The organism is Actinoplanes sp. NPDC049599 (assembly GCF_044465625.1).
Classification (GTDB): Bacteria; Actinomycetota; Actinomycetes; order Mycobacteriales; family Micromonosporaceae; genus Actinoplanes.
Genome location: NZ_JBITLX010000008.1, coordinates 48222 through 73006, shown reverse-complemented (window position 1 = coordinate 73006; position 24785 = coordinate 48222). Strand labels below are relative to the sequence as shown.

21 protein-coding genes and 2 pseudogenes are annotated in these 24785 nt (G+C 72.1%); 14 read left to right on the top strand and 9 right to left on the bottom strand.

The genetic code is table 11. From position 1 onward, the window contains the following. Positions 1–59: 59 nt before the first annotated feature. On the top strand, positions 60–1298 hold the full coding sequence (locus ACIBQZ_RS16970) for a chitosanase (RefSeq protein WP_396089571.1): 1239 nt from the start codon (positions 60–62) through the stop codon (positions 1296–1298). A gap of 54 nt (positions 1299–1352) precedes the next feature. Here ACIBQZ_RS16970 and ACIBQZ_RS16965 read toward each other — a convergent pair whose 3' ends face one another. Beyond that, positions 1353–2507, bottom strand: a complete 1155-nt coding sequence (locus ACIBQZ_RS16965) for a homogentisate 1,2-dioxygenase (RefSeq protein WP_396089570.1) — start codon at positions 2505–2507, stop codon at positions 1353–1355. Between the two features lie 77 nt (positions 2508–2584). Here ACIBQZ_RS16965 and ACIBQZ_RS16960 point away from each other — a divergent pair, with 77 nt between their 5' ends. From ACIBQZ_RS16960 to ACIBQZ_RS16940, 5 genes are read left to right on the top strand one after another with little or no spacing between them, the layout of a single operon-like run. After that, positions 2585–3430 carry a hypothetical protein gene (locus ACIBQZ_RS16960; protein WP_396089569.1) on the top strand — a complete coding sequence of 282 codons (846 nt, stop codon included), beginning with the start codon at positions 2585–2587 and terminating at the stop codon, positions 3428–3430. Beyond that, entirely contained in the window at positions 3427–4551 is a 1125-nt protein-coding gene (gene fahA / locus ACIBQZ_RS16955; protein WP_396089568.1) for a fumarylacetoacetase, read from the top strand. The genes ACIBQZ_RS16960 and fahA overlap by 4 nt, the downstream gene beginning before the upstream one ends. Positions 4552–4591: 40 nt before the next feature. After that, positions 4592–5050 (top strand): SRPBCC domain-containing protein, encoded by a 459-nt coding sequence (locus ACIBQZ_RS16950; protein WP_396089567.1) that lies wholly within the window; start codon positions 4592–4594, stop codon positions 5048–5050. 35 nt (positions 5051–5085) lie between these two features. Continuing rightward, positions 5086–6216, top strand: coding sequence for a PQQ-binding-like beta-propeller repeat protein (locus ACIBQZ_RS16945; RefSeq protein WP_396089566.1), 1131 nt, complete (start codon positions 5086–5088; stop codon positions 6214–6216). A gap of 10 nt (positions 6217–6226) precedes the next feature. Next, entirely contained in the window at positions 6227–7015 is a 789-nt protein-coding gene (locus tag ACIBQZ_RS16940; RefSeq protein WP_396089565.1) for an SMP-30/gluconolactonase/LRE family protein, read from the top strand. A 17-nt stretch (positions 7016–7032) separates the two neighbouring features. Here ACIBQZ_RS16940 and ACIBQZ_RS16935 read toward each other — a convergent pair whose 3' ends face one another. From ACIBQZ_RS16935 to ACIBQZ_RS16925, 3 genes and pseudogenes are all read right to left on the bottom strand, one after another. Beyond that, complete coding sequence (locus ACIBQZ_RS16935; RefSeq protein ID WP_396089563.1) at positions 7033–8145, bottom strand: ROK family protein; 1113 nt, start codon at positions 8143–8145, stop codon at positions 7033–7035. Positions 8146–8170: 25 nt separating this feature from the next. Further along, positions 8171–8344, bottom strand: a complete 174-nt coding sequence (locus ACIBQZ_RS16930; RefSeq protein ID WP_396089562.1) for a hypothetical protein — start codon at positions 8342–8344, stop codon at positions 8171–8173. Then, a pseudogene (locus ACIBQZ_RS16925) lies at positions 8341–8693 on the bottom strand (response regulator transcription factor); the annotation flags it as partial. The pseudogene ACIBQZ_RS16925 and the gene ACIBQZ_RS16930, both read right to left, overlap by 4 nt. Between ACIBQZ_RS16925 and ACIBQZ_RS16920 the strand changes: the two are divergent. Then, positions 8623–8895: pseudogene (locus ACIBQZ_RS16920) on the top strand (FtsX-like permease family protein); the annotation flags it as partial. The pseudogenes ACIBQZ_RS16925 and ACIBQZ_RS16920 overlap by 71 nt on opposite strands. Positions 8896–9143: 248 nt before the next feature. Here ACIBQZ_RS16920 and hisC read toward each other — a convergent pair. Genes hisC through hppD form a run of 4 tightly spaced genes read right to left on the bottom strand, consistent with a single transcriptional unit; the run spans position 9144 to position 13246 of the window. After that, positions 9144–10220 (bottom strand): histidinol-phosphate transaminase, encoded by a 1077-nt coding sequence (gene hisC, locus ACIBQZ_RS16915; RefSeq protein ID WP_396089561.1) that lies wholly within the window; start codon positions 10218–10220, stop codon positions 9144–9146. Continuing rightward, positions 10217–11350 (bottom strand): RDD family protein, encoded by a 1134-nt coding sequence (locus ACIBQZ_RS16910; protein ID WP_396089560.1) that lies wholly within the window; start codon positions 11348–11350, stop codon positions 10217–10219. Before ACIBQZ_RS16910 ends, hisC begins: the two co-directional genes overlap by 4 nt. Continuing rightward, positions 11347–12081, bottom strand: coding sequence for an RDD family protein (locus tag ACIBQZ_RS16905; RefSeq protein WP_396089558.1), 735 nt, complete (start codon positions 12079–12081; stop codon positions 11347–11349). The genes ACIBQZ_RS16910 and ACIBQZ_RS16905 overlap by 4 nt, the downstream gene beginning before the upstream one ends. Positions 12082–12091: 10 nt before the next feature. Beyond that, positions 12092–13246, bottom strand: a complete 1155-nt coding sequence (gene hppD, locus ACIBQZ_RS16900) for a 4-hydroxyphenylpyruvate dioxygenase (RefSeq protein ID WP_396089557.1) — start codon at positions 13244–13246, stop codon at positions 12092–12094. Between the two features lie 88 nt (positions 13247–13334). On the opposite strand from hppD, the gene ACIBQZ_RS16895 reads away from it, so the two are divergent. From ACIBQZ_RS16895 to ACIBQZ_RS16885, 3 genes are all read left to right on the top strand, one after another. Beyond that, positions 13335–13817, top strand: a complete 483-nt coding sequence (locus ACIBQZ_RS16895; protein WP_396089556.1) for an Lrp/AsnC family transcriptional regulator — start codon at positions 13335–13337, stop codon at positions 13815–13817. Between the two features lie 65 nt (positions 13818–13882). Beyond that, a complete protein-coding gene (locus ACIBQZ_RS16890) occupies positions 13883–15199 on the top strand; it encodes a hypothetical protein (RefSeq protein ID WP_396089555.1) in 1317 nt (438 codons plus the stop codon). Positions 15200–15251: 52 nt separating this feature from the next. Then, entirely contained in the window at positions 15252–16910 is a 1659-nt protein-coding gene (locus ACIBQZ_RS16885; protein ID WP_396089554.1) for a fumarate hydratase, read from the top strand. A gap of 1449 nt (positions 16911–18359) precedes the next feature. Here ACIBQZ_RS16885 and ACIBQZ_RS16880 read toward each other — a convergent pair. Then, the gene (locus ACIBQZ_RS16880) at positions 18360–18881 is read right to left on the bottom strand and encodes a hypothetical protein (RefSeq protein ID WP_396089553.1); all 522 of its coding nucleotides are present in this window, start codon (positions 18879–18881) and stop codon (positions 18360–18362) included. Positions 18882–19028: 147 nt separating this feature from the next. On the opposite strand from ACIBQZ_RS16880, the gene ACIBQZ_RS16875 reads away from it, so the two are divergent. The 4 genes from ACIBQZ_RS16875 to rlmB all read left to right on the top strand — a co-directional run bounded on the left by ACIBQZ_RS16875 (position 19029) and on the right by rlmB (position 24768). Continuing rightward, positions 19029–20429: a class II fumarate hydratase gene (locus ACIBQZ_RS16875; RefSeq protein ID WP_396089552.1), complete on the top strand. Its 1401-nt coding sequence runs from the start codon at positions 19029–19031 to the stop codon at positions 20427–20429. A 63-nt stretch (positions 20430–20492) separates the two neighbouring features. Then, positions 20493–22133, top strand: a complete 1641-nt coding sequence (locus tag ACIBQZ_RS16870) for a S8 family serine peptidase (RefSeq protein WP_396089551.1) — start codon at positions 20493–20495, stop codon at positions 22131–22133. Between the two features lie 92 nt (positions 22134–22225). Beyond that, positions 22226–23641: a cysteine--tRNA ligase gene (cysS, locus tag ACIBQZ_RS16865; RefSeq protein WP_396089550.1), complete on the top strand. Its 1416-nt coding sequence runs from the start codon at positions 22226–22228 to the stop codon at positions 23639–23641. Beyond that, positions 23641–24768, top strand: coding sequence for a 23S rRNA (guanosine(2251)-2'-O)-methyltransferase RlmB (gene rlmB / locus ACIBQZ_RS16860; RefSeq protein ID WP_396089549.1), 1128 nt, complete (start codon positions 23641–23643; stop codon positions 24766–24768). Before cysS ends, rlmB begins: the two co-directional genes overlap by 1 nt. The last annotated feature ends 17 nt before the right edge of the window (positions 24769–24785 follow it).

Here is a 24785-nt window from a genome sequence, read left to right as displayed (position 1 = left end):
GGCCGTCATCGATGGCTTCACGCTGCGCGCCACCCGCCTCCACCCCCACGAGGAGCGCCATGACCATCCCCTCACGCCGTCGGAAAGTGCTCGCGTACGCCCTCGGCGGCGTCCTGATCCCCGCCGCGGGCATCGCCTACAGCCTCCTGCCGGCCAGCGCGGCCACCGCCGGCGCGATCAAGGGTCTCGGCGGCAAGTGCGTCGACGTCGCCGCCGCCAACAGCGCGAACGGAACCCCGGTGCAGCTCTACGACTGCAACAGCACGGGCGCTCAGACCTGGAGCGTCGGCAACTCCGACAACTCGATCCGGGCGCTGGGCAAGTGCCTGGACGTCACCGCCGCGGGCACCACCGGCGGCACGAAGATCCAGATCTATGACTGCAACGGTACGGGCGCCCAGAAGTGGACCGCCGGCGCCGGCGGCACGCTCGTCAACACCGGCTCGGGCAAGTGCCTCGACGCCCCGAACAACAGCTCCGCCAACGGCAACCAGCTGCAGATCTGGACCTGCGGCACGGGCGCCAACCAGAAGTGGACGCTGCCCGGCGGCGGTACCACGCCGACCACCTCGCCGACCACGACCGCGCCGCCGAGCAGCGGCGTCAACCTGGACAACCCGGCGAAGAAGGACGTGGCGATGCAGATCGTCTCGGCCGCCGAGAACTCCTCGCTCAACTGGCGTGCCCAGTTCTCCTACATCGAGGACATCGGCGACGGCCGCGGCTACACCGCCGGCATCATCGGCTTCTGCTCCGGCACCGGCGACATGCTGGAGCTGGTCGAGGCGTACACGGCGACCAAGCCGGGCAACGTGCTGGCGAAGTACCTGCCGGCGCTGCGCAGCGTCAACGGGACCGAGTCGCACGCGGGCCTCGACCCGAACTTCACCCGCGACTGGAAGACCGCGGCGGCCGACCCGGTGTTCCAGGCGGCCCAGGAGTCCGAGCGGGACCGGGTCTACTTCAACCCGTCCGTGCGCGACGGCAAGGCCGACGGCGTCCGCGCGCTGGGCCAGTTCGCCTACTACGACGCCGCGGTCGTGCACGGCTACGAGGGCATGCGCTCGATCCGCAGCCGGGCGCTGCGGCTGGCCAAGCCGCCGTCGCAGGGCGGCAACGAGACGACCTGGCTCAACGCGTTCCTCGACGAGCGGGTGGTGGAGATGAAGAAGGAGGAGGCCCACTCCGACGTCACCCGGATCGACACCGCCCAGCGGGTCTTCCTGCGCAACGGCAACCTCGACCTGAACACCCCGCTGGACTTCGCCGTCTACGGCGACCAGTTCCACATCGGATAGCCGTTCGTTCCGGGGAGAACGGGGAGGGGGAGCCACGAGCTCCCCCTCCTCGCCCTATCTGTTCCAGGTCCAGGCGTAGCCGGTGTCCTCGACGGACAGCGCCGCGTCGCAGAGCTCCAGCGGGCGGAACGTGTCCACCATGACGGCCAACTCGTCGAAGGCCTCGGCGCCGATCGCGCGTTCCACCGCCCCCGGCTGCGGGCCGTGGGTGAAGCCGGACGGGTGCAGCGAGATCGATCCCTGCTCGATGCCCGAGCCGCGGCGGGCCTCGTAGTTGCCGCCGGTGTAGAACATCATCTCGTCCGAGTCGACGTTGTGGTGGTTGTACGGCACCGGGATCGCCAGCGGGTGATAGTCGACCTTGCGCGGCACGAACGAGCACACCACGAAGTTCGGCCCCTCGAACGTCTGGTGCACCGGCGGCGGCTGGTGCACCCGCCCGGTGATCGGCTCGAAGTCGTGGATCGAGAACGCCCACGGGTACAGGCAGCCGTCCCAGCCGACCACGTCGAACGGGTGGTGCGCGTACACGTGCCGGGTCCAGCCCGCGCGGTGCTTGACGTACACCTCGACGTCCGTGCCCTCGACCTGCAGCGGCGCGTCCGGGCCCCGGACGTCGCGCTCGCAGTACGGGGAGTGCTCCAGGAACTGCCCGCGGACCGACAGGTAGCGCTTCGGCGGCCCGATGTGCCCGGTCGCCTCGATGGTCAGCATCCGTACCGGCCCGTCGGGCACGATCCGGTGCACCACCGAGGTCGGGATGATCACGTAGTCGCCGGCGGTGACCCGCAGGGTGCCGAAGGTGGTCTCGATCGTGGCGGCGCCGTCCTCGACGTAGAGGCATTCGTCGCCGACCGCGTCCCGGTACAGCGGGGACGGGCGGTCCGCGACCACGTAGCCGATCCGGACGTCGCCGTTGGCCAGCAGCGGGCGGCGGCCCAGCACCGCGTCGCCGGGGCCGGCGTCGAGCTTGTGGGTGCGCAGGTGCCGCGGCTTCAGCGGCAGGTTCGGCGACCGGCCGGCCACCGGCGGCTCGTGCACCTCCGCCGCCGTGATCGCGGTGGGTGCGTACCGGTGATAGAGCAGGGAGGAGTCGGAGGAGAAGCCCTCCTGGCCCATCAGCTCCTCCGCGTAGAGTCCGCCGTCCGGGCGACGGAACTGGGTGTGCCGCTTACGGGGGATCTCCCCGACGCTGCGGTAGTAGGGCATCGTTGCCACCACCCCTAGAAAACTGACATTACGGACGGTGTTGTCCGGCTCTCGAAGCGTCCATTAGGTTCAGTTTCGTGTCAACGCTGGTGCCGCCGCTGTTCGCAGGACTCGTCGATGACGCGTCCCTGCTGCCGCCGGGCATCATCGGGTTCGCCGAGGCCCGGGCGGCACACACCAAGCACCGCGGATCCTGGTATTCCGGGCTGATCGGGGCGCTGCTGGTGCCCGCGTCCCTGGCCAACCCCGATCTGACCCTGACCGGGCTCACGGTCGGCGTCATCAACGACACCGCGATCGGCCACCTGCCCGCGGTGGTCGCCAAGCTGCGCGCGGCCGGCGCCGAGGTCGGCCGGGTCGAGGCGGCCGTCGCCCGCCGCGGCGAGGACCCCCAGCCCGGCCTGGTCGCCCTGGAGGCGCTCGCGGCCGAGGCCCCCGACCTGGACGTGTACGCGGAGATCCCGCTCAGCTGGGGCCTGCTCGCGGGGCTCGACACGGTGACCGCCCAGCGCGCGCGGGGCCTGCGGATCGCGCCCAAGTTCCGGGTCGGCGGGCTCGCCGCGGAGCTGTTCCCCACCCCCGTGGAGCTGGCCGCGGTCATCTGCGCCTGCCGCGACCGCGACCTGCCGTTCAAGCTCGCCGCCGGGCTGCGGCACGCGCTGCGGCACACCGACCCCGAGACCGGCTTCACCCACCACGGCTTCCTGAACGTGCTGGTCGCGACGGTGGCGGCGAGCGACGGCGCGGAGGTGACCGACGTCGCCGAGGCGCTGGCCGCCACCCACCCGGTGCCGCTGGTCGAGCCGGCCCGGGCCCGCCGGGACGAGCCCCGGCCGCTCTGGGCCGGGTTCGGGACGGCCAACATCCTGGAGCCGCTGACGGAGCTGATCCGTCTCGGCCTGATCAACGGCGGCTACGAATGACCCTCTACGACCTGCGCAACCTGCCGTACGGCGTGTTCAGCACCGGCGACGGGGTGCGCCGGATCGGCGTCCGGCTGGGCGACGCGGTGCTGGACCTGGCCCGGGCCGAGCAGGACGACCTGATCCTGGCCGGCGGCGCGCTGCGGCAGCCGACGCTCAACGTGCTGATGGCGCTGGGGCGTCCGCAGTGGAGCGCGATCCGGGCCCGGATCGTCGAGCTGGCGCCCACCCTGCCGGCCGTCCCGCTCGCCGAGGTGGAGCTGCACCTGCCGTTCGAGGTGGCCGACTACACCGACTTCTACTCCTCCGAGCACCACGCCAGCCAGGTCAGCCGGATCCTGCGGCCGGAGCGGCCCGGGCTGCAGCCGAACTGGAAGCACCTGCCGATCGGCTACCACGGCCGCGCGGGCACGGTGGTCGTCTCCGGCACCCCGATCGAGCGGCCGGCCGGCCAGCTCGGCCCCGGCGTCTTCGGGCCGACCCAGCGGCTGGACGTCGAGGCCGAGGTGGGCTTCGTGGTGGGCGTGCCGGGCCGGCGGATCGCCACCACCGACTTCGCCGAGCACGTGTTCGGCGTGGTGCTGGTCAACGACTGGTCGGCCCGGGACATCCAGGCGTTCGAGTACCAGCCGCTCGGGCCGTTCCTGGCCAAGTCGTTCGCCACCTCGGTGTCGCCGTGGGTGGTGCCGCTGGAGGCGCTGGCCGGCGCGGTGGTGCCGGCGGTCGCGCAGGAGCCCGTGCCGGCGGAGTACCTGCGGCCGCCGGGCGACGGCCTGGATCTGGCGCTGACGGTCGAGTGGAACGGGACCCCGGTCAGCGCGCCGCCGTTCGCCCAGATGTACTGGACGCCCGCCCAGCAGCTCGCCCACCTGACCGTCAACGGCGCGAGCGTACGGACCGGTGACCTGTTCGCCTCCGGCACCGTCTCCGGCCCGGCACGCGCGCAGGCCGGCTCGTTCCTGGAGCTGACCTGGAACGGCGCCGAGCCGGTCAAGCTCGACGACGGCTCCACCCGGGGCTTCCTGCTGGACGGCGACACGGTCACGATCAGCGCCACCGCGCCCGGTGCCGGTGGCACGCCGATCGGGCTCGGTTCGGTAACCGGAACTGTCTGTCGCTGACGAACGACTGCCCGTACCTTGTTAGGCGGGAGGTCACGTTATGTCCACGGTAGCGGTGACACGTCTGGTCGAGGCGCCGGTGTCCGCTGTGTGGCGCGCCTTCACCGATCTGCCGAGCCGGTGCGACCGGCTGTCCACCGTCGTCGCCGTCGAGCTGCTGACCCGCGGGTCCTTCGGCGCCGGCACGGTGTGGCGCGAGACCCGGACGATGGCCGACGGCGGGGAGATCACCGAGGAGTTCCGGGTCCACGAGTGTGTGGCCGGTGAGCGCTTTGTGGTCACCTCGCCCGGGATCGGCGCGGAATACCGGATGACCTACACCTTCGTGCCGGTGATCGAGGGCCGGCACCGGGGCGGCACCATGGTCACCGTGGTGCAGGACGGGACGCCGACCGCGCCGGCGGGCCGGTTTCTGGCGTTGGTCTTCGGCGGGCTGGCTGCCCGTACGGTCGAGGGCGCCCTCCGGCGTGACCTGGACGACCTGGCTGCCGCCGCCTGAGGAGTCACCGCTGTGGTGACCGTATCGTCCCTGATGTGACCGGAAAGCTGCTGCGTGCTTTCGCTGCCGTCGCCGTGCTGGCGGCCGCGGCCCTGATCGGCTGGCGGGTGCTGGCCCCCGCCGAGGTGCTGGAGCCGGCCACCGGCGCCTACCCGGTCGCCGCCACGGTGCCGCCGGGGGTGACCGGCAAGCTCGCGATGGCGCCGCTGATCGTGGCCGGGAGCGTCCGGGTCTACGCGGGAGCACGCCTGGTCAAGGCCGACGGGCCGGTGGAGGCGAAGACCATCCACACCGCGCGGTGGTCGTTCCGCCGCTGGCCGGAGCGGCTGACCGGCATCGTTGCGGTGGGCACCACCGTGGTCACCCGCTGGTCCGACGGTGAGCTGGTGGCGCTGGACGGGCGTACCGGAAAGGTCACCTGGCGGGCCGCCGGACCCCGCGCCGCGTCCTTCACCGGGCGCACCGGCTCCGCGGCGGTCTGGGCGCCGCCGGGCCTGCATACCGCCGGGACCGCCGTGCTGGTCAGCGACGGGCGGCAGCTGATCGCCCACGCGGCCGCGGACGGCGCCCGGCGCTGGGCGGTGCCGCTGCCGGCCGGCTGCGCCAACGGCTTCGTGACCACCGGCGACCGGTACGTGTGCGACACCGGCGTCCGTGACCTGCGCACGGGCGGCCCGGCCGACGGCTGGCCGGCCGGTCCGTTCACCCCGGTCGGTTGCGACGTGGCCCGCTCCGGGTGCGCCGGGCTGCGCGACGGGTCCGGCCACGGCTGGCTGACCGGCGGTACGCGCCCGGAACGCACCCCGGCCCTGGACGCCCCGGACGCCACGGCCGCGGAGGACCTGGTGCTGACCAGCGCCGGCGGAGCCGTGGCCGCCTCCCGGGCGGGCCGCGAGGTGTGGCGCCGGGCCGGCGCGGCGCAGGTGCTCGGGGCGCGGGCGGGCCGGGTCGCGCTGCTCACCCCGGACCGCCGGCTGGTCATGCTGGACCTGGCCGGCGGCACGGAACGAGCGGCGTTCCCGCTGTACGTGGCCAAGGAGCGGGCCGAGCCCTGGACGACCGAGCAGTGGCAGCTGACCGACGGCCACCTGGCCGTCGAGCGGCTCATGCCGACGGCGAGCGGCGAGTTCTATTCGCTGGAGCCCGTGGTCGTCGCCGTGTTCTAGGGTGTTTTCCATGCGCGTGGTCATGGACGGGCTGGTCCTGGGTGAGTCGACCCGGTGGCACGAGGGTCGGCTCTGGTTCTGCGACTGGGGTGCCGGCGAGATCATCAGGGTCGAGCGGGACCTGCCGGAGGTGGTCGCCCGGATCGACGACTTCCCGTTCTGCATCGACTGGCTGCCCGACGGCCGGCTGCTGGTGATCACCGGGCGCGGGCTGCTGCTGCGCCGGGAGCCGGACGGCAGCCTGGTCACCCACGCCGACCTGGCCGCCCTCGGCGGCACCCATCCGTGGAACGACATCGCGGTCGACCCCCGCGGCCGCGCGTACGTCAACAACATCGGCTTCGACTTCCCCGGCGGCGAGCCCGCACCCGGCCTGATCGCTGTGGTCGAGCCGGACGGCACGGCCCGGCAGGTGGCCGACGGCGTGCACTTCCCGAACGGCATGGCGGTCACCGCGGACGGCGGCACGCTGATCGTCGCCGAGTCGTACGCCCGCCGGCTCACCGCCTTCACCATCGCCGCCGACGGCAGCCTGGGCGAGCGGCGGATCTGGGCGCCGCTCGGTGCCGGCGTGCCCGACGGCATCTGCATCGACGCCGAGGGTGCGGTCTGGTATGCCGACGTGCCGAACAAGCGCTGCGTCCGGGTCCGCGAGGGCGGCGAGGAGCTGCGCACCGTCGAGCTGGACCGGGGCGGCTTCGCCTGCGCGGTCGGCGACGGCACGCTCTACGCGGTCACCTCGATCTATCCCAGCCCGGAGACGCCGGCCGGGCAGCTGGTCGCGGTCCCGCTCGGCTGACGCGGTGGCGCCCCGCCCTAGACGAGCCTGGTGAGCAGGGCCGTCCAGGCCTCCTCGGCGGCGCCGGCGATCGGGCCGTCGTCGCCCAGCAGCGCCGGCAGCACCGGCGGCGGCGCCGCGCGGCGAAAACCCATCAACCCCGCCCGGTACGCGACCATGAGCTGTTCCGGAGCCGCCGTCAGCAGGTCGACGCCGAGCCCGCCCAGCGTGACCAGGTCCGCGTCCAGCCCGTTGACCAGGCCCGCGATGCCCCGGCCCAGGGCCGTCGCCACGGTGGCGGCAGCGGCGGCCGGCCCGGGCTCCGGCGAGGTGATGATCCGCCGGGCGTACGTGATCGGATCGCGCGGCGGCTCGTGCCCCAGCAGCCGGGCCAGCGCCGAGCCGTCGACGGCGGTGCCCCAGCAGCCGTACGCGCCGCACGGGCAGCGCACCGCGGGGTCGCCGAACGGCATGTGCCCGAACTCCCCGGCCGCACCCAGCGCGCCGATCAGCACCCTGCCGCCGTCCACCACCGCGCCACCCAGCCCCGACTCGATGCGCAGGTGCAGGGCCACGGCGGCGCCGACGGCCATCCCGCGCCGGGACTCCGCCGAGGCGGCCAGCGTGGCGTCGTTGCCGGCCACGAAGATCTCCGCCCGCGGCCAGGCCGCCGCCAGGTCGACGTCGTGCCAGCCCAGGTAGCTGGCGTCCAGCATGAGGTCGCGGGAGACCGTGCCCGGCACCGCGATGCCGATGCCGCGGATCCGGTCGCCGTACTCGTGACGCAGCCGGCGCACCGCCGCACCCAGCGCCGCGACCACCTCGTCGCCGCCGCGGCCCGCCAGCGGCTCGCCCGCGGTGGCCAGGATGCTGCCGCCCAGCTCGACGACGTCGACCCGCCAGGCCTCGTGGGTGATCGAGGCGGCGGCGATCAGCGGCCCGCGCGGGTGCGGGATCAGCGCGGTGGTCGGGCGGCCCCGGGCCCCGCTCGGCGCGGTCGGTCCCTCCGCGAGCAGCTCGGCCTGCCCGAGCCGGCCGACCAGCTCGGTGGTCGCGCCGGTGCCGACGCCGATCAGTCGGGCGGCGTCCGCCCGGGTGACACCGGGACGGGCGTGCACCACCCGGAGCAGCTCGGTTGCGCGCGTCGACACAGCGATCCCCCTTCTTTTACTCGGATCAGGAGCATGTGGTGGGTGCGGGCACCGCGCTCACCAGGCGGATCCCGCGGCGTCTGCTCATCGCCGCGACCGGGGCGATATCTGCAATCTCCCAGCTCATCGCCGCTTTCGCGGCCACGTTCCAGATCCTCACCCGGTCGCGGCCGATCTGTGCGGTGGCCGCGGCGTTCACCGTGGCCGCGACCCTCGGCGTCCTGGCGGCCCGGCGGACCCTCCCGGTGCGGGCTGCTCGGCCGCGGCCGGCAGCGGTCTGATCAGCCCGGTCTCGTACGCCACGATCACCAGCTGGGCGCGGTCCCGGGCCTGCAGCTTGGTCAGCAACCGGCCGACGTGCGTCTTGACGGTGGCCGGGCCCAGCCGCAGGTGCTCGGCGATCTCCCCGTTCGACAGCCCCCGGCCGATCAGGGTCAGCACCTCCCGCTCGCGGGCTCGGCCCGGCCGGCGAAGTGGGTGATCAGCCGCCGCGTCACCGTGGGCGCCAGCAGCGCCTCACCCGCCGCGACCACCCTGGTGGCCTCCACCTCGGCCTTCTCCGTCAACCAGCGCCGCCGCGAGATCGGGCTGCTGCGGGCGGTCGGCGCGACACCGCGGCAGATCCGGTCCGCTCTGTACCGCTCGGCGCTGGTGGTCGCCGGCTCGGCCGCGGCGGCGGTCGGTGCCGCCGCCGGCGTCTTCACGACCACCGCGGCGAGCGTCACCGACATGGCGCGGTTCGCCACGATCGGGGCCATGGCGCTGGTCGTCGCGGCGGCCCTGCTGGCGCCGGCGGTGGTTCCGCTGCTGGTCCGGGTGCTGATGCGGCCGGTCACCGGCAGCATCCCTCGCCGCCCAGGTCGGCACCGAGGTGCCGCTGGTGGTTCCCTGGCCGGCAGCGGCCCTGACCACAGCAACCTGCCTGCTGCTGGCGCTGGCCGCGAGCGCGCTACCGGCCTGGAAAGCGGAACCCGCCCATCAGCACTGACCGATCCGGCCTACAGTGCGGCTTCCGCCGCTGCCAGCAGGGCGTCGTTCTCCTCCGGCTTGCCGATCGTGATGCGCACGCCGTCGCCGGGGAACGGCCGGACGATCACCCCGCGCTGCTCGCAGGCCGCGCCGAAGGCCATCGCCCGGTCGCCCAGCGGCAGCCAGACGAAGTTCGCCTGGCTGGTCGGCACGTCCGGGTACAGCTTGCGGAGCGCCTCGGTGACCCGTTCCCGCTCGCTGATCACCAGCGCGCAGCGGCGGAGCACCTCCGGCTCGGCGTCCAGCGCCGCCAGCGCCGCCGCCTGGGCCACCAGGCTCGTGGAGAACGGGGTCAGCACCTTGCGGATCGCCGCCGCCACCTCGGGCTGGGCCACCAGGAAGCCGATCCGCAGACCCGCCAGGCCCCAGGCCTTGGACAGCGTGCGCAGCACCACGACGTTCGGCCGGTCGCCGTAGGTCGCCAGGCCGTCCGGGACCTGGTCGTCCGTGACGAACTCGCGGTACGCCTCGTCCAGGACCACCAGCACGTCCGACGGCACGGCGTCCAGGAACCGGTCCAGTTCCGCCTTGCGGACGCTCGTACCGGTCGGGTTGTTCGGGTTGCAGACGAGCACCAGCCGGGTCTGGTCGGTGATCGCCTCCGCCATCGCCCGCAGGTCGTGGCCGTGCGCCGGGGTGTTCGGCACGCGGATGCCGGTCGCGCCGACGCCGGCCGAGATGATCGGGTACGCCTCGAACGACCGCCACGAGTACACGATCTCGTCGCCCGGCAGGCAGGTCGCCTTGGCGAGGTGCTCGGCCAGCGCCACCGAGCCGCAGCCCGTGACGATCCGGTCGGGGCTGACGCCGTAGCGCTCGGCGAGGCGGTTGCGCAGCTCCAGCACGCCCATGTCGGGGTAGCGGTGCGACTGGGTCATCGCCGTCGCCACCGCCTCCGGCACGCCCGGCAGCGGGCCGAACGGCACCTCGTTGCTGGCCAGCTTGATCGCCTCGGCGATGCCCAGCTCGCGGGCCAGGTCGGCGACGCTGCGACCGGGCACGTACGCCGGCAGCGCGTCCAGGTCGGCGCGGGTCAGCCTGCTCATCTTTTCCCTCCGGAGGAGTCGTCGGCGTGATCGGGCGCCGCCTGGACCGGCTGGGCCCGGTGGCCGGGTGGCACGGCGACGACCACCGTCCCGGCCGATTTGTCGTGCAGGCCCCGGCGCAGCTGCTGGTCGAAGAGCACCGAGCCGGCGATGACGAGCTGGGCCAGGAAGCCCACGCCGTAGCAGCTCCACAGCGGGGTCCACATGCCCATCCGGGCCCAGCGGCCGAACGCGCGGCCGAAGCCCAGCCGGTCGGTGCTCTCCAGCTTGACGACCTTGACCTGGAGCAGGCGTTTGCCGAGGGTCTGGCCGCTGTTCGCCAGGGCCGGCACCTCGTAGGCGAACCACAGCGCGGTGGCGACCACGAGCATCGTCAGGATCAGGTAGCTGGAGCGCGCGGAGGCCGGCTGCGGGGTGGCGAACGGGTCGGCCATGGTGGCGCGGAAGATCGGCTCGACCTCGAGCCACCACTGGTACGCCAGCCAGCCGTTGACCAGCACGTTGAGGATCAGCACGGCGACGATGTCCACGAGCCGGGCGACCAGGCGGCGGCCCAGGCCGGCGAGCGGCTGGCCGTGCGGCCGTGCCTGCACCTGGTAGCCGTAGGCGTGCGGCGGCACCCAGCCGGGCGGCGGCGTCCAGCCCGGGGGCGGCGGTGTCCAGCCCGGGGGCGGCGGTGTCCAGCCGGGCGGTGGTGGCGCCCAGCCCGGGGGCGGCTGATATCCGGCCGGCGGGGTGCCGCCCTGGGGCGGCGACTGGTAATCCGCGGGCGGCGTCCAACCCGGCGGCGGTGGTTGATAACCCGGCGGCGGCGGTGTCCAGCCCGGGGGCGGCGACTGATAACCCGGCGGTGGCTGCTGATAGCCGGCCGGCGGCGTCCCCCAGCCCGGAGGCGGTCCGGCCGGATTCTCCGGCGCCGCGGGACTCCCACCGACGGGCGGCGGGGTGATCACGGCGCCGGCGGCCGGTGCGGGCGGTGCTTGCGGCCCGGGCTCGTCGGCGGGCGGCGGGCCGTCGGGCGGCGTCGCGTCGGCCGGGATGGCCTTGCCCAGCCAGCCCTCGCCGTCCCACCAGCGCTGGGTCGTCGGGTCGGCCGGGTCCTTGTACCAACCGGCGGGCAGCGATGTCATGGCGCAACCTTTATCACGACGGTCTTGGCGACCTTGTCGTGCAGGGTCTGCTGGTACGGCTTGTCCCACAGCTGCCACAGGCCGTCGAGGTAGTTGAAGAACGGCACGAAGATGCCGACCGGGAACTCGATCAGGTACCGCTTCGCGGCCATGCCCCGGGTCAGCGTCGCGCCCGGCGCGAACGGCACGACCCGGATCTTCATCAGCTTCTTGCCGAGCGTCTGACCGCTGCGGAACATCATCTCGACGAAGTAGACGTAGTAGCCCGCGAGCACCACCACGAACAGGCCCAGCTCGACCAGCAGCAGCGGCACGAAGAGGTCGGCGAAGATGTCGTTCGCCAGCACGGTCGGGTCGGAGTTGCCCGCCGACTCGGCAAAGTCCGGCATCAGGTTGAGGAACACCGCGAAGACCACCGGAACGAACACCACCATCGCGATGCCGGTGAGGATCGAGGTGTCGATGAGGTGGGAGAGCAGCCGGGTGGCGAAATCGGCCAGCGGGCGCCCGTCGGGGGCCACCGGCACGGGCTGCGGCCGCCAGCCGTACTGCTGCGGCGGGTAGTACGGCGGCTGCCCCGGCCCGGGGCCGTAGGACGCCGGCCGGGGCGGCCCGAAGGTCTGCGGCGGCACGAGGGCCTGCTGAGCGGGGTGCGGCGGCACCGGGGCGCGCACCGGCCCGCCGGTCGGCGGGCCGGCCACGGCCGCGGCGTCGTCGTCTGCTTGGGTCACGGAGACAGTGTTACAGGTTTCCGCGCAGCTCTTGCTCCCGCTCGATGGCCTCGAACAGCGCCTTGAAGTTCCCCTTGCCGAAGCCGAGCGACCCGTGCCGCTCGATCAGCTCGAAGAAGACCGTCGGGCGGTCCTGCACGGGCTTGGTGAAGATCTGCAGCAGATAGCCGTCCTCGTCCCGGTCGACCAGGATCTTGCGCTTCTTCAGCTCCTCGATCGGGGCCCGCACCGCACCGATGCGCGCCCGCAGCTCCGGGTCGTCGTAATACGAGTCCGGCGTGTCCAGGAACTCGCACCCGGCGGCGCGCATCGCGTCGACGCTGGCCAGGATGTCGTTGGTGGCCACCGCCACGTGCTGGGCGCCCGGGCCGCCGTAGAACTCCAGGTACTCGTCGATCTGGGACTTGCGCTTGGAGACGGCCGGCTCGTTCAGCGGGAACTTGACCTTGCGGGTGCCGTCGGCGACGACCTTCGACATCAGCGCCGAGTAGTCGGTGGCGATGTCGTCGCCGATGAACTCCGCCATGTTGGTGAAGCCCATCACCCGGCCGTAGAACGCCACCCACTCGTCCATCTTGCCCAGCTCGACGTTGCCGACGACGTGGTCCACGGCCTGGAAGTAGCGCTTGGGCTGGAGGCCGGCGTCGATCGCGGGCTGCCGGTCGACGATCGGGCCGCGGGCCACGAAGCCGGGGAGGAACGGCCCGGTGTACCTGGAGCGGTCGATCAGGGTGTGCACGGTGTCGCCGTACGTCGCGATGGACGCGACCCGGACCGTGCCGTGCTCGTCGCTGAGGTCACGCGGCTCGCTCACCGAGGTGGCGCCGGCGGACAGCGCGTGCCGGTACGCCGCGTCCACGTCCGGCACGGCCAGGGCGATGTCGAGGATGCCGTCGCTGTGCTTGGCGACGTGCCCGGCGAGCGGCGCCCCGGCGTGCACGGCGCCCGTGATCACGAACCGGGCCGAGCCGCTGACCAGCACGTATTCGGCGTAGTCGCGGAAGCCCTGCTCTGGGCCGCGGTAGGCCACGCAGGTCATGCCGAACGCGGTCGAGTAGTAGTGGGCCGCCTGCTTGGCGTTGCCCACCAGGAACTGGAGGTGGTCGACGCCCTTGACGGGGAAAACGTCGACGGTCCCGGTGGCGGTTTCCAACATCTGCGTCATGTCCAGAGGCTGACCCTCCGCCGGGTGCTGGGCAATAGTCGGAGATGTGGCTGGTCAGTCTGCGCATTCGGTAGAGTCTTACGGCACTATGGCTGGACAAGATGTGCAGTTGGACGCCCTCGACGGCAGGTTGCTCGCGCTGCTGGCCGAGGAGCCCCGGATCGGCGTGCTGGAGGTCTCCCGGCGGCTGGGTGTCGCCCGCGGCACCGTCCAGGCGCGGCTGGACAAGCTGATCGCGCGGGGCGCGATCCGCGGCTTCGGCCCGGAGGTCTCACCCGCGGCGATCGGCTACGGCGTGATGAGCTTCGTCACCCTGGAGATCAGCCAGCGGTACGGCCACCCGGCGGTGACCGCCCACCTCGCGGACATCCCCGAGGTGCTCGAGGCGCACACGATCACCGGCAGCGGCGACCTGATGTGCCGGATCGTGGCCCGTTCCAACGCCGACCTGCAACGGGTGATCGACGAGATCGTGACCTACGAGGGCATCCTGCGGGCGTCGACGATCATTGCGCTGGCCGAGCAGATCCCGTACCGCACGATGCCACTGGTCCGGGCGGCAAGTCGGTAATACGCGGACGACACGGGCCTTTCGGGCTCGCGGTCGCGCTGAGTCGATCTCGTTACCGTGTCGGCGTGGCTTCCGGCGGGTCGGCGAAAGGCTACGCGCTGGTCGGCGTCGTGGTCATCATCGTGCTGGCCACCACCGGGGTGTGGAACCCGTTCCCGAAGATCTGGTCCTGGATCAACCAGAGCGACCCGATCGCCGAGGGCGTGGCCAGCTGGCAGACCGCCATCGGTGGGTCACCACGCAGCGTCACGATCACCGGCGGTGCGGTGGTGGTCGAGTACCGCACCTCGATCGAGGCGTACGGGATCACCGCCGGGGTCCAGCTGTGGAAGTCCGACGCCGACTGGGCCGGGGTGGCCGGCGGCGCCACCGACGCGGTCGTGGTGGTCGGGCGGCTGCTCACCAAGGGCTACGAGGTGCTGGACCCGGCCACCGGCGCGGTCCGCCGCCGCGACACCCAGGCCACGGCGGTGTGGACGTACGCCGACGCGGTGCTCGATCTGCGCTGCCCCAAGGCCGGCGAGTGTGAGCTCAGTGCCTGGGAGCCGCGCGGCAGCACGCCGATGTGGACGATCGGCACGCCCGGCATCGGCTTCGTGCTGGACGCCGCCAACCCCGACCTGCCCGACACCCGGCCGCTGAGCTCGGAGCGGATCGACGCCCGGGCGGCCGGGCCGCGGCCGCTGCCGAACCTGCTCGGGCTGCCCGGCGACGGCAAGATCGAGGTGATCGACACCGCGCAGGGCCGGGTGGTGCAGACCCGGACGCCGGGCCGGGACCAGCGGGTCGCCGTGGTCGGCAGCCGCGTCCTCACGGTCACCGGCGAGGCCCGGGACGGCACCTGCTACTACAGCGTCATCGCCCACGACCCGCCCAACGGCCGGCCGGTCTGGGCGCGCGACGCGCTCAACCTGCGGACCGCCGACAACGGCTCGTCCTGCAAGCAGGAGCACGACCCGGCCGGCGGCGACGAGGTGGTGCTCGGCGTCGACCCGGTGGGCCGGCCGGAGCTGATCGCCGCGCACGACGGCCGGATGCTCTGGCGGGGCGACAAGGGCCAGGCGGTGCTCGCCGTCGACGACCGGTACGCGCTGATCCGCACCGAGGACAAGCGGACGCTGGTCGGGCGGTCGTTCGGCCGGGGCAAGGTGGCCTGGCGGCGGGCGGTCACCCCGACCGTGCAGGCGGCGCTGACGCCGTACGCGGCGGTGCTGGCCGAGCAGAAACCCGCCAAGGTGATCGCGCTGAGCCCGGGCACCGGCGGGGTGCTCGCCGAGGCGCGTACCGATGCCAAGGTGTTCGCGGTGGGGCCCGGCGGCCTGATCCTGGTGTCGGGGCGGGACATGGCGTACCTGCCGTTCGGCGCGTCGCCGGCGCGGTGACAAAAGGTGCTGGTTCGCGCCGCCCACGGGCGCTGGCCTAGGCTTGCCCGTCATGAGCAGAGCCGCCGCTTTCTCGTACTCGCCACTGTTGCCGACGGGTGACGACCCGACCGAGTACCGACTCCTCGCCGACGAGGGTGTCGACGTGGTCAACGGTCCCGGCGGCCGACGGTTCCTGACCGTCGACCCGAGCGTGCTGACCCTGCTGACCGCCGAGGCCATGCACGACATCGCGCACTTCCTGCGCCCCGCCCACCTGGCCCAGCTGCGCGCCATCATCGACGATCCGAAGGCCTCGCCGAACGACCGCTTCGTCGCCCTGGACCTGCTGCGCAACGCGAACATCGCGGCCGGCGGCGTGCTGCCGATGTGCCAGGACACCGGCACGGCGATCGTGATGGGCAAGCGCGGCCGGCACGTGCTGACCGACGGCGCCGACGAGCAGGCCATCGCCCAGGGCGTGTACCAGGCGTACACCCGGCTGAACCTGCGCTACTCGCAGTTGGCCCCGCTGACCATGTGGGACGAGCGCAACACCGGCTCCAACCTGCCGGCGCAGATCGAGCTGTACGCCGAGGACCCGGGCGGCCAGCCGGACGCGTACAAGTTCCTGTTCATGGCAAAGGGCGGCGGCTCGGCCAACAAGTCGTACCTCTACCAGGAGACCAAGGCGCTGCTGAACCCGGCGCGGATGATGGAGTTCCTGGACGAGAAACTGCGGCTGATCGGCACATCGGCGTGCCCGCCGTACCACCTGGCGGTCGTGATCGGCGGCACCAGCGCCGAGTACGCCCTCAAGACCGCGAAGCTGGCCAGCGCGAAGTACCTGGACAACCTGCCGCGCACCGGCTCGATGACCGCGCACGGCTTCCGCGACGTCGAGCTGGAGGCGGCGGTCCTCGAGCTGACCCGCGACTTCGGCATCGGCGCGCAGTTCGGCGGCCGCTACTTCTGCCACGACGTACGGGTGATCCGCCTGCCCCGGCACGGCGCCTCCTGCCCGGTCGCGATCGCGGTCTCCTGCTCGGCCGACCGCCAGGCGCTCGCGAAGATCACTCCGTCGGGCGTCTGGCTGGAACGCCTCGAGCCCGACCCGGCCCGCTACCTGCCCGACGTCGAGCTGGACGAGGGCGAGGTGGTCAAGGTCGACCTGAACCGCCCGATGGCCGAGATCCGCGCCGAGCTGAGCAAGTACCCGGTCAAGACCCGGCTCTCGCTGACCGGCCCGCTGGTCGTCGCCCGCGACATCGCCCACGCCAAGATCGCCGAACGCCTGGACGCGGGCGAGCCGATGCCGCAGTACCTGCGCGACCACGCGGTCTACTACGCGGGCCCGGCCAAGACCCCCGAGGGCTACGCGTCCGGCTCGTTCGGGCCGACCACGGCCGGCCGGATGGACGCGTACGTGGAGAAGTTCCAGGCCGCGGGCGGCTCCCTGGTGATGCTGGCGAAGGGCAACCGCTCCGACCAGGTGACCAGCGCCTGCCAGAGCCACGGCGGCTTCTACCTGGGCTCGATCGGCGGCCCGGCGGCCCGGCTGGCCCAGGACTGCATCCGGCACGTCGAGGTCCTGGAGTATCCCGAACTCGGCATGGAAGCCGTCTGGAAGATCGAGGTCGAGGACTTCCCGGCCTTCATCGTGGTCGACGACAAGGGCAACGACTTCTTCGCCGAGGTCACGAAGCCGGTCCTGAGCATCGGCCGTCGGTAGAGGCCGAAATCAAGACCAAATTGCGGTCGTGCCTGGTTGCATGGCGCCGACCGTCGCTCCCGCCGAACGCGGGCTGATTGCCTGGTCGCGGTCGCTCGCGTCGGCATGGCGCGGGCTGTTTGCCTGGTCGCGGTTGCTCGCGTCGGCATGGCGCGGGCTGTTTGGCTGGTCGCGGTCGCCCCGCGCCGACATTCGCAGGCACCACGCCGCGGGGTTCCTGACCGCGGCGTTCCAAGATCCGCCTTGCGGCAGCCGATCTTGCGGCTTTCCGGTCGTGTTGACCACCGCTCCACAACATCCGTCGCAGCGCCGACGTCCGGGTCGCTGACGAGCGCATGTCCGGGCCGCCCGCTCGCCCCGCCCCGACACTGAATCTTGTAGCGCCGGGGCCACGGAGAGCTGACAGCCGCGCCACAACATCCGCCGCTCAGATGCGGGTGTCCACGGTCTCGGCGGAGATGCCGAACCGCGCACCGTCTCGTCCGGGTCGCCGGCGAGCGCACGCCCTCGTCTTCCGCTCGCCTCGCCGTGATCTTGTGGCGGCGGGGTCGAGCTAACGAGTCTTTTGCATGGCTGTTGTGATGATCGATCACCATCCCCCGGACGGGCGACACGCTTCTGCCGCGCCGAAACGGCCGCGCCAAGCATTGCCGGAGGCCTGCCCACCGCCGAACCCGCAGCACTGGCCCACATATTGAGCAGGATTCTCACATCGCAGGAATCCTAAGGGAACAAAGGGCGTAAAAGTCACGAAGCGAGCAGCAAATTGTCGATCTTGTGGACTTAAGGTTCGGAGCTCACCCCACATCAACAAGAACGAAATCTTGCGCGTCGGTGGCGGTCGGCGCGCGGCCCACGTCACTCCGGCGGGCTATTGCCATCGCCCGATACACCCAACCACGCAAAAGACCCTAACCCGTTTCAGCTCTTCAAGATCGGTGTCAGGCTACCGATATGCCCCATGTGGGCGGGCGTGGCCGCGTCGGTGGGTGAAACCTGAACCGGAGTGGGTGAGATGGACGCCCCCGCCTTCCCGGTGCTGCGCAAGATTCCCCGAGCAGCCCGCAGTACCGCCGCGATCGAGCTACCCGCCGCGGTGCAACGTGCACCGGCGCGTCCCCGGCCGAATCACTGCTGAGCGCATGTCCGGGGTCGCGCGCTCGCCTCGCCTCGATCTTGTAGCGCTGAGGCGCGGACCTGACCACCGCTGCACAACATCCGCCGCGACGTCCATGTCCCTCACCTGCTGCGGGGTCGGGCTAACTCGTTTCAGCTCTTCAAGATCGGTGCGAGGCGAGCGCGCCGCCGCGCCGACGGGTGAGATCTGAACCGCGGGAAGGGATCCTGTTGCGTTCGGCCGGGCTCAAGCAGGCGGGGCAGGGGTGAGCTCCTCGCCGCTGCGTTCCAAGATCGCTCTTGGTGAGCTGTGGGTCAGCCGATTGCTGCTGCTCAGGTCGCGCAGAGGCCGGCGACCGGGTCCATCCAGTCCGGCATCTTGGCCGCCAGGGTCTTGTCCAGGTCCTTGGTGGTCTTGACCTTGTCGAAGAGGGCCTTGTCCGCGGCGCTCTTGGAGAACTTGGTGGCCGAGACCGCACCGGCCTGCTTCAGGTCGGGGTCCTCGGCGGCCGCGGTCTCCTTGCGGACCTTGGCGCCGACCTCCTTGAGCTCCTTGCTGGCCGCCTTGCGGGCCTGCTCGGCCTCGTCGGCCTGCTTGGCCTCCTTGTAGGCGATCATCTTGCCCATCGCGGTGCCGAACTGGGCCACGTCCGCGTCGAAGATCTTGTCGAGGGCGGCGCAGACCTTGCGGGTGTTGGCGTAGTAGTCCGGCGCCGGCACGGTGGTCGTCGTCGTCGCGGGCGTCTCCGCCACAGGTGCCTCGGCGCGCGTCTCGGAGCCGTTGTCGCCGCTGCTGCAGGCGGCCCCGGTGAGGAGCAGTCCGCCGAGGGAGACGGCGAGGAGGGCGGTTCGCATGACAAAGATCCTGTTCGTCGGGGAAGTCCAAACCCTTCGCGACGATACGTTCCGACCCCGGTGACGTCCAACCGGCGCCCGGCCGGCCGCGCTCGACAGTGGCACGGATCAACTGCGGACCCCGGCCGGCGGGGGGAGGATGGAGGCGTGACGACGACTGACGAGAGTGGTTTCCGGATCGAACGCGACACCATGGGCGAGGTGCGGGTGCCGGCCGCCGCCCTGTGGCGGGCGCAGACCCAGCGGGCGGTGGAGAATTTCCCGATCTCCGGGCGTGGGCTGGAGCCCGCGCACATCCGCGCCCTGGCCCGGATCAAGGGCGCGGCGGCGCAGGTCAACGCCACCCTGGGGGTGCTCGACGACGACCTCGCCAAGGCCATCGTGACCGCGGCCGCGCACGTCGCCGACGGCGGTTACGACGACCAGTTCCCGATCGACGTCTTCCAGACCGGCTCGGGCACCTCGTCCAACATGAACACCAACGAGGTCATCGCCGAGCTGGCCACCCGCGCGCTGGGCCGGCCGGTGCACCCGAACGACCACGTCAACGCCTCGCAGTCCAGCAACGACGTGTTCCCGTCGTCGATCCACCTGGCCGCCACCGAGGCGGTCACCAGCAGTCTCATCCCGGCCCTGGACCACCTGGTGGTCGCGCTGAGCGCGAAGGCGCACGACTGGTCGGAGGTGGTCAAGGCGGGCCGTACGCACCTCATGGACGCGACGCCGGTCACCCTGGGTCAGGAGTTCTCCGGGTACGCGGCGCAGATCCAGAACGGCATCGACCGGCTCACCGACACGCTCCCGCGGCTCGCCGAGTTGCCGCTCGGCGGCACCGCCGTGGGCACCGGGGTGAACACGCCGCCCGGCTTCGCCCCCGCGGTGATCTCGCTGCTGAAGGACATGACCGGGCTGCCGCTGAGCGAGGCGCGCAACCACTTCGAGGCCCAGGGCGCCCGGGACGCCCTGGTCGAGGCGTCCGGCCAGCTCCGGGTGGTCGCGGTCAGCCTCTACAAGATCGTGAACGACATCCGCTGGATGGGCTCGGGCCCGCGGGCCGGCCTGCGCGAGCTGCGCCTGCCCGACCTCCAGCCGGGCTCGTCGATCATGCCGGGAAAGGTGAACCCGGTGGTGCCCGAGTCGGTGCGCCAGGTCGTCGCCCAGGTGATCGGCAACGACGCGGCGGTCGCCTTCGCCGGCACCCAGGGCGACTTCGAGCTCAACGTCATGCTGCCGGTGATGGCCCGCAACCTGCTGGAGTCGATCAAGCTGGTGGCCGCGGCCGCGCGGATGCTCGCCGACCGCTGCGTCGACGGCCTCGAGGTCAACGTGGACGTGGTCCGCTCGTACGCGGAGGGTTCGCCGTCCATCGTCACGCCGCTCAACCGCTTCCTCGGCTACGACGAGGCCGCCGCGATCGCCAAGCAGGCGCTCAAGGAGGACAAGACCATCCGGGCCGTGGTCATCGAACGCGGTCACGTGGCCAACGGGACGCTCACCGAGCAGCAGCTCGACGAGACCCTCGACGTGCTGCGGATGGCCCGGCCCTGACGGCTGCCCGGAGTTGTCTGATCAACTCTTGTGAATGATCGGGATGTTCGATCGAATGCGGTAATGAGAAGACGCTTGACGGCCGGGGCCGTCGCCACCGCGACGGGCCTGGCCCTGCTCGTCGGCCTGCCCACCTCGCCCGCCGCCGCAGCCGAAACGATCGACTACACCGTCGTGGCGGATGACGGTGTGTCCGCCGCCGACGCCATCACCGCCATCACCGCGTCCGGCGGCACCGTCGTCGGCAGCAACGCCGCGGCGGGCACCTACCGTGTCTCGTCCGCGGCCGCCGACTTCAAGGCCAACGTCGCCCGGTCCGCCGTGCTGATCGGCGCCTCGGCCAGCAAGCCCATCGGACGCGCGCCCCAGGTCGCGCCGGCGCTCGAACTGCCGGTCACGACCGCGGCCCGCGGCACGCCGCCGAAGGGTGTGTCCGCCGACCCGCTCGACGACAGGCTCTGGGGCCTCAAGATGGTCAAGGCCGACAAGGCCCACACCATCGAGGCCGGCGACCGCGGTGTCACCGTCGGCGTGCTCGACACCGGTCTGGACGCGAGCAACCCCGACCTCGCGCCGAACTTCAGCCAGCGGCTGTCCCGCAACTTCGCCCCGGACCTGGTCGACGTCGACGGGCCCTGCGAGGTCGCCGGCTGCGTGGACCCGGTCGGCACCGACGACGGCGGCCACGGCACCCACGTCGCCGGCACCATCGCCGCGGCGGCCAACGGTTCCGGCGTCACCGGCGTGGCGCCGAAGGTGACGCTGGTCGAGCTCAAGGGCGGCCAGGACTCGGGCTACTTCTTCCTCGACCCGGTGGTCAACGCGCTCACGTACGCGGGCGACGCCGGCCTGGACGTGGTCAACATGTCCTTCTACGTCGACCCGTGGCTCTACAACTGCCGGTCGAACGCGGCCGACGGCCCGGAGGCGCAAGCCGAGCAGCGGGCCATCATCGCCGCCATGAAGCGGGCCCTGAACTACGCCCACGCCCGCGGCGTCACGCTGGTCGGCGCGCTGGGCAACCAGCACGACAACCTCGGTGACCCGCTCGACGACGCGACCAGCCCGGACTACGGCAGCGCGCCGTACACCCGGGACATCGACAACGACGACTGTCTCACGCTGCCGGCCGAGGGGCCGCACGTCATCGGCGTCTCGGCGGTCGGCCCGTCCACGTCCAAGTCGCACTACTCCAACTACGGGCTGGAGCAGATCTCGGTGGCGGCGCCGGGCGGCTTCACCCGGGACTTCTTCGGCACCCCGCAGTACAACTCGGCGACCAACAACATCCTGTCCACGTACCCGCTCAAGGTGCTCCAGGAGAGCGGCGCGGTCGACGCGAACGGCGAGCCGACCCGGGCCACGGTCCTCAAGGACTGCTCCAGCGGCACCTGCGGCTACTACACGTACCTGGCGGGCACCTCGATGGCGTCGCCGCACGCGGCCGGCGTCGCGGCGCTGATCGTCAGCAAGTACGGCCACCGCGACTGGTGGCGTGGCGGTGTGACGATGAGCCCGTACCTGGTCGAGCAGCGGCTGTACCGCACCGCGACCGAGACCGCGTGTCCGGAGCCGCGGCTGCGCAGCTACACCCAGGAGGGTTTTCCGGCGTCGTTCGACGCGTACTGCGCCGGGCCGAAGAAGTTCAACAGCTTCTACGGGCACGGGATCGTGGACGCGTACGCCGCCGTCGGTGGCCGCTGACCGCTAGTTGTGGATGAGCCTGTGGATAACCTCCCGGCCGGGGTCACTCGGCCGGGAGGTCATCGGCTGGCGGCAGTCGGTACCCTTGTACGGTGACGCTCCGCCTGCATGACACCGCGACCCGATCCGTCCGGGACTTCGTCCCGATGACGCCCGGTCAGGTCGGTATCTACCTGTGCGGCCTCACCGTCCAGTCGGTGCCGCATATCGGTCACCTGCGGTCAGCGGTCAACTACGACGTGCTGCGTCGCTGGCTGCTGCACATCGGCTACGAGGTCACCTTCGTCCGCAACATCACCGACGTGGACGACAAGATCCTGGTCAAGTCGCAGGAGACGGGCCGCCCGTTCTGGGCCATCGCGTACGCGAACAAGCTCGTCCTGGACGCCGACTACCGGTCCCTGAACGTGCTGGCGCCCACCTACGAGCCGCTCGCCACCGGCCACGTCACCGAGATGCACGAGCTGATCGCCGAGCTGATCGAGCGCGGCCACGCGTACGTCTCGGCCGAGGGCACCGGCGACGTTTACTTCGACGTGCCCAGCTTCGGCGACTACGGCGCCCTGTCCGGGCAGCGCACCGACGACATGCTCTCCGCCGGCGAGGCCCCCGAACGCGGCAAGCGGCACCCCGCCGACTTCGCGCTCTGGAAGGGCGTCAAGGCCGACGAGCCGGGCGACGCGTCCTGGGCCTCACCCTGGGGCCGGGGCCGGCCAGGCTGGCACATCGAGTGCTCCGCGATGGCCAATCGCTACCTGGGCGCCGAGTTCGACATCCACGGCGGCGGGCTCGACCTGACCTTCCCGCACCACGAGAACGAGATCGCCCAGTCCCGCTCGGCCGGGCTGCCGTTCGCCCGCTTCTGGGTGCACCACGCGCTGCTCAACCTCGGCGAGGCCAAGATGAGCAAGTCGCTGGGCAACGTCATCGACGTCGAGGCGGTGCTCGCCATGGGCATCCGTCCGGTGGAGCTGCGCTACTACCTGGGCGTGCCGCACTACCGCTCGCGTATCGACTACTCCGACGAGGCGCTGCGGGAGGCCGCGACGGCGTACCGCCGGATCGAGGGTTTTGTGCAGCGGGCGGTCGAGGTCGTCGGTTCCGGTCGGCCGAAGGACGTGCCGCCGGCCTTCGCCGCGGCGATGAACGACGACCTGAACACCTCGGCGGCGCTGGCCGTCGTGCACGACACCATCCGTGAGGGCAACACCGCGCTGGCCGCGAGCGACGAGACCGGCGTCCGCGCCGCGCTGACCGAGGTCCGGGCGATGCTCGGGGTGCTCGGGCTGGACCCGCTCGACGACGCGTGGCGGACCGGCGACGGCGGCGGCGATCTCAAGCCGATCGTCGACTCGCTGGTGGCGCTCGCGCTCGAGCAGCGCGCGCAGGCGCGCGCACGCAAGGACTGGGCGGCGGCCGACTCGGTCCGCGACCAGCTGAAGAATGCGGGAGTTCAGGTGGAGGACACTCCGGCCGGGCCGCGCTGGACGGTAGGAGAGCAGCACTGATGCCGGGAAATTCGTTCAATGTGAGCAAGCGCGTCACGTCCAAGAAGGGCGCGTCCGCCGGCACCGGCGGCAAGAACCGTTCGAGCTCGGGCCTCAAGGGCCGGGGCAAGACGCTGCCCGCCGACGAGCGGCCCTGGCACAAGGGCTACTCCGGCACCGAGAAGCTGCCCGAGAAGACGGCGCGCAAGCAGGACAAGGAGCGCCGCGCCGCCGCCGCCGAGGGCCGTGCGCCCAAGGTCGGCGTGCCCGGCACCAAGGACACCACCTGGGGCCGTGGCGGCGGCCGGGGCACCGCCGGCCGGCCGGCTCAGCAGCGTGGCGCCCGGGCACAGGGCCGCACCGGCCCTCGGGTCGCCCCCGGACGCAAGAGCAACCCGACCAGGGAGGGTCCCGAGCTGCTGCTCGGCCGCAACCCGGTGACCGAGGCGCTGCGCGCGTCGATCCCGGCGACGGCCCTGTACGTGGCCCAGGGCATCGACATCGACGACCGGATCACCGAGATCGTCCGGACCGCCGGCGACCGCGGCATCCCGATCCTGGAGATCAGCCGGCTCGAACTCGACCGGATGACCGGCGGCGTGCTGCATCAGGGCGTCGGCTTGCAGGTGCCGCCGTTCGCGTACGAGAACTTCGACGACCTCGTGGCCGCGGCGATGGAGCAGACCGCGCCGCTGCTGGTGGCCCTCGACGGGGTGACCGACCCGCGCAACCTGGGTGCGGTGATCCGCTCGGTGGCCGCGTTCGGCGCGCACGGCGTCTTCATGACCGAGCGCCGGGCGGCCGGCATCACGGCGACCGCGTGGCGCACCAGCGCCGGCGCGGCCGCCCGGGTGCCGGTGTCCCAGGTGGTCAACCTGACCCGCTCGATCAAGGCGGCCCAGCAGGCCGGCTTCACCGCGATCGGCCTCGACGCGGACGGCGAGACCGACCTCTACAACCTCGAGGTCGCCGTCGGCCCGCTGCTGGTGGTCGTCGGCTCCGAGGGCCGGGGCCTGTCCCGCCTGGTCGGCGAGACCTGCGACCTGCGGGTCAGCATCCCGATGATGTCCGAGGTGGAGTCGCTGAACGCCAGCGTCGCCGCCGCGGTCACGCTGGCCGAGGTGTCCCGCCGCCGGATCTACGGGTAGTCACACCCTGCCTGTAA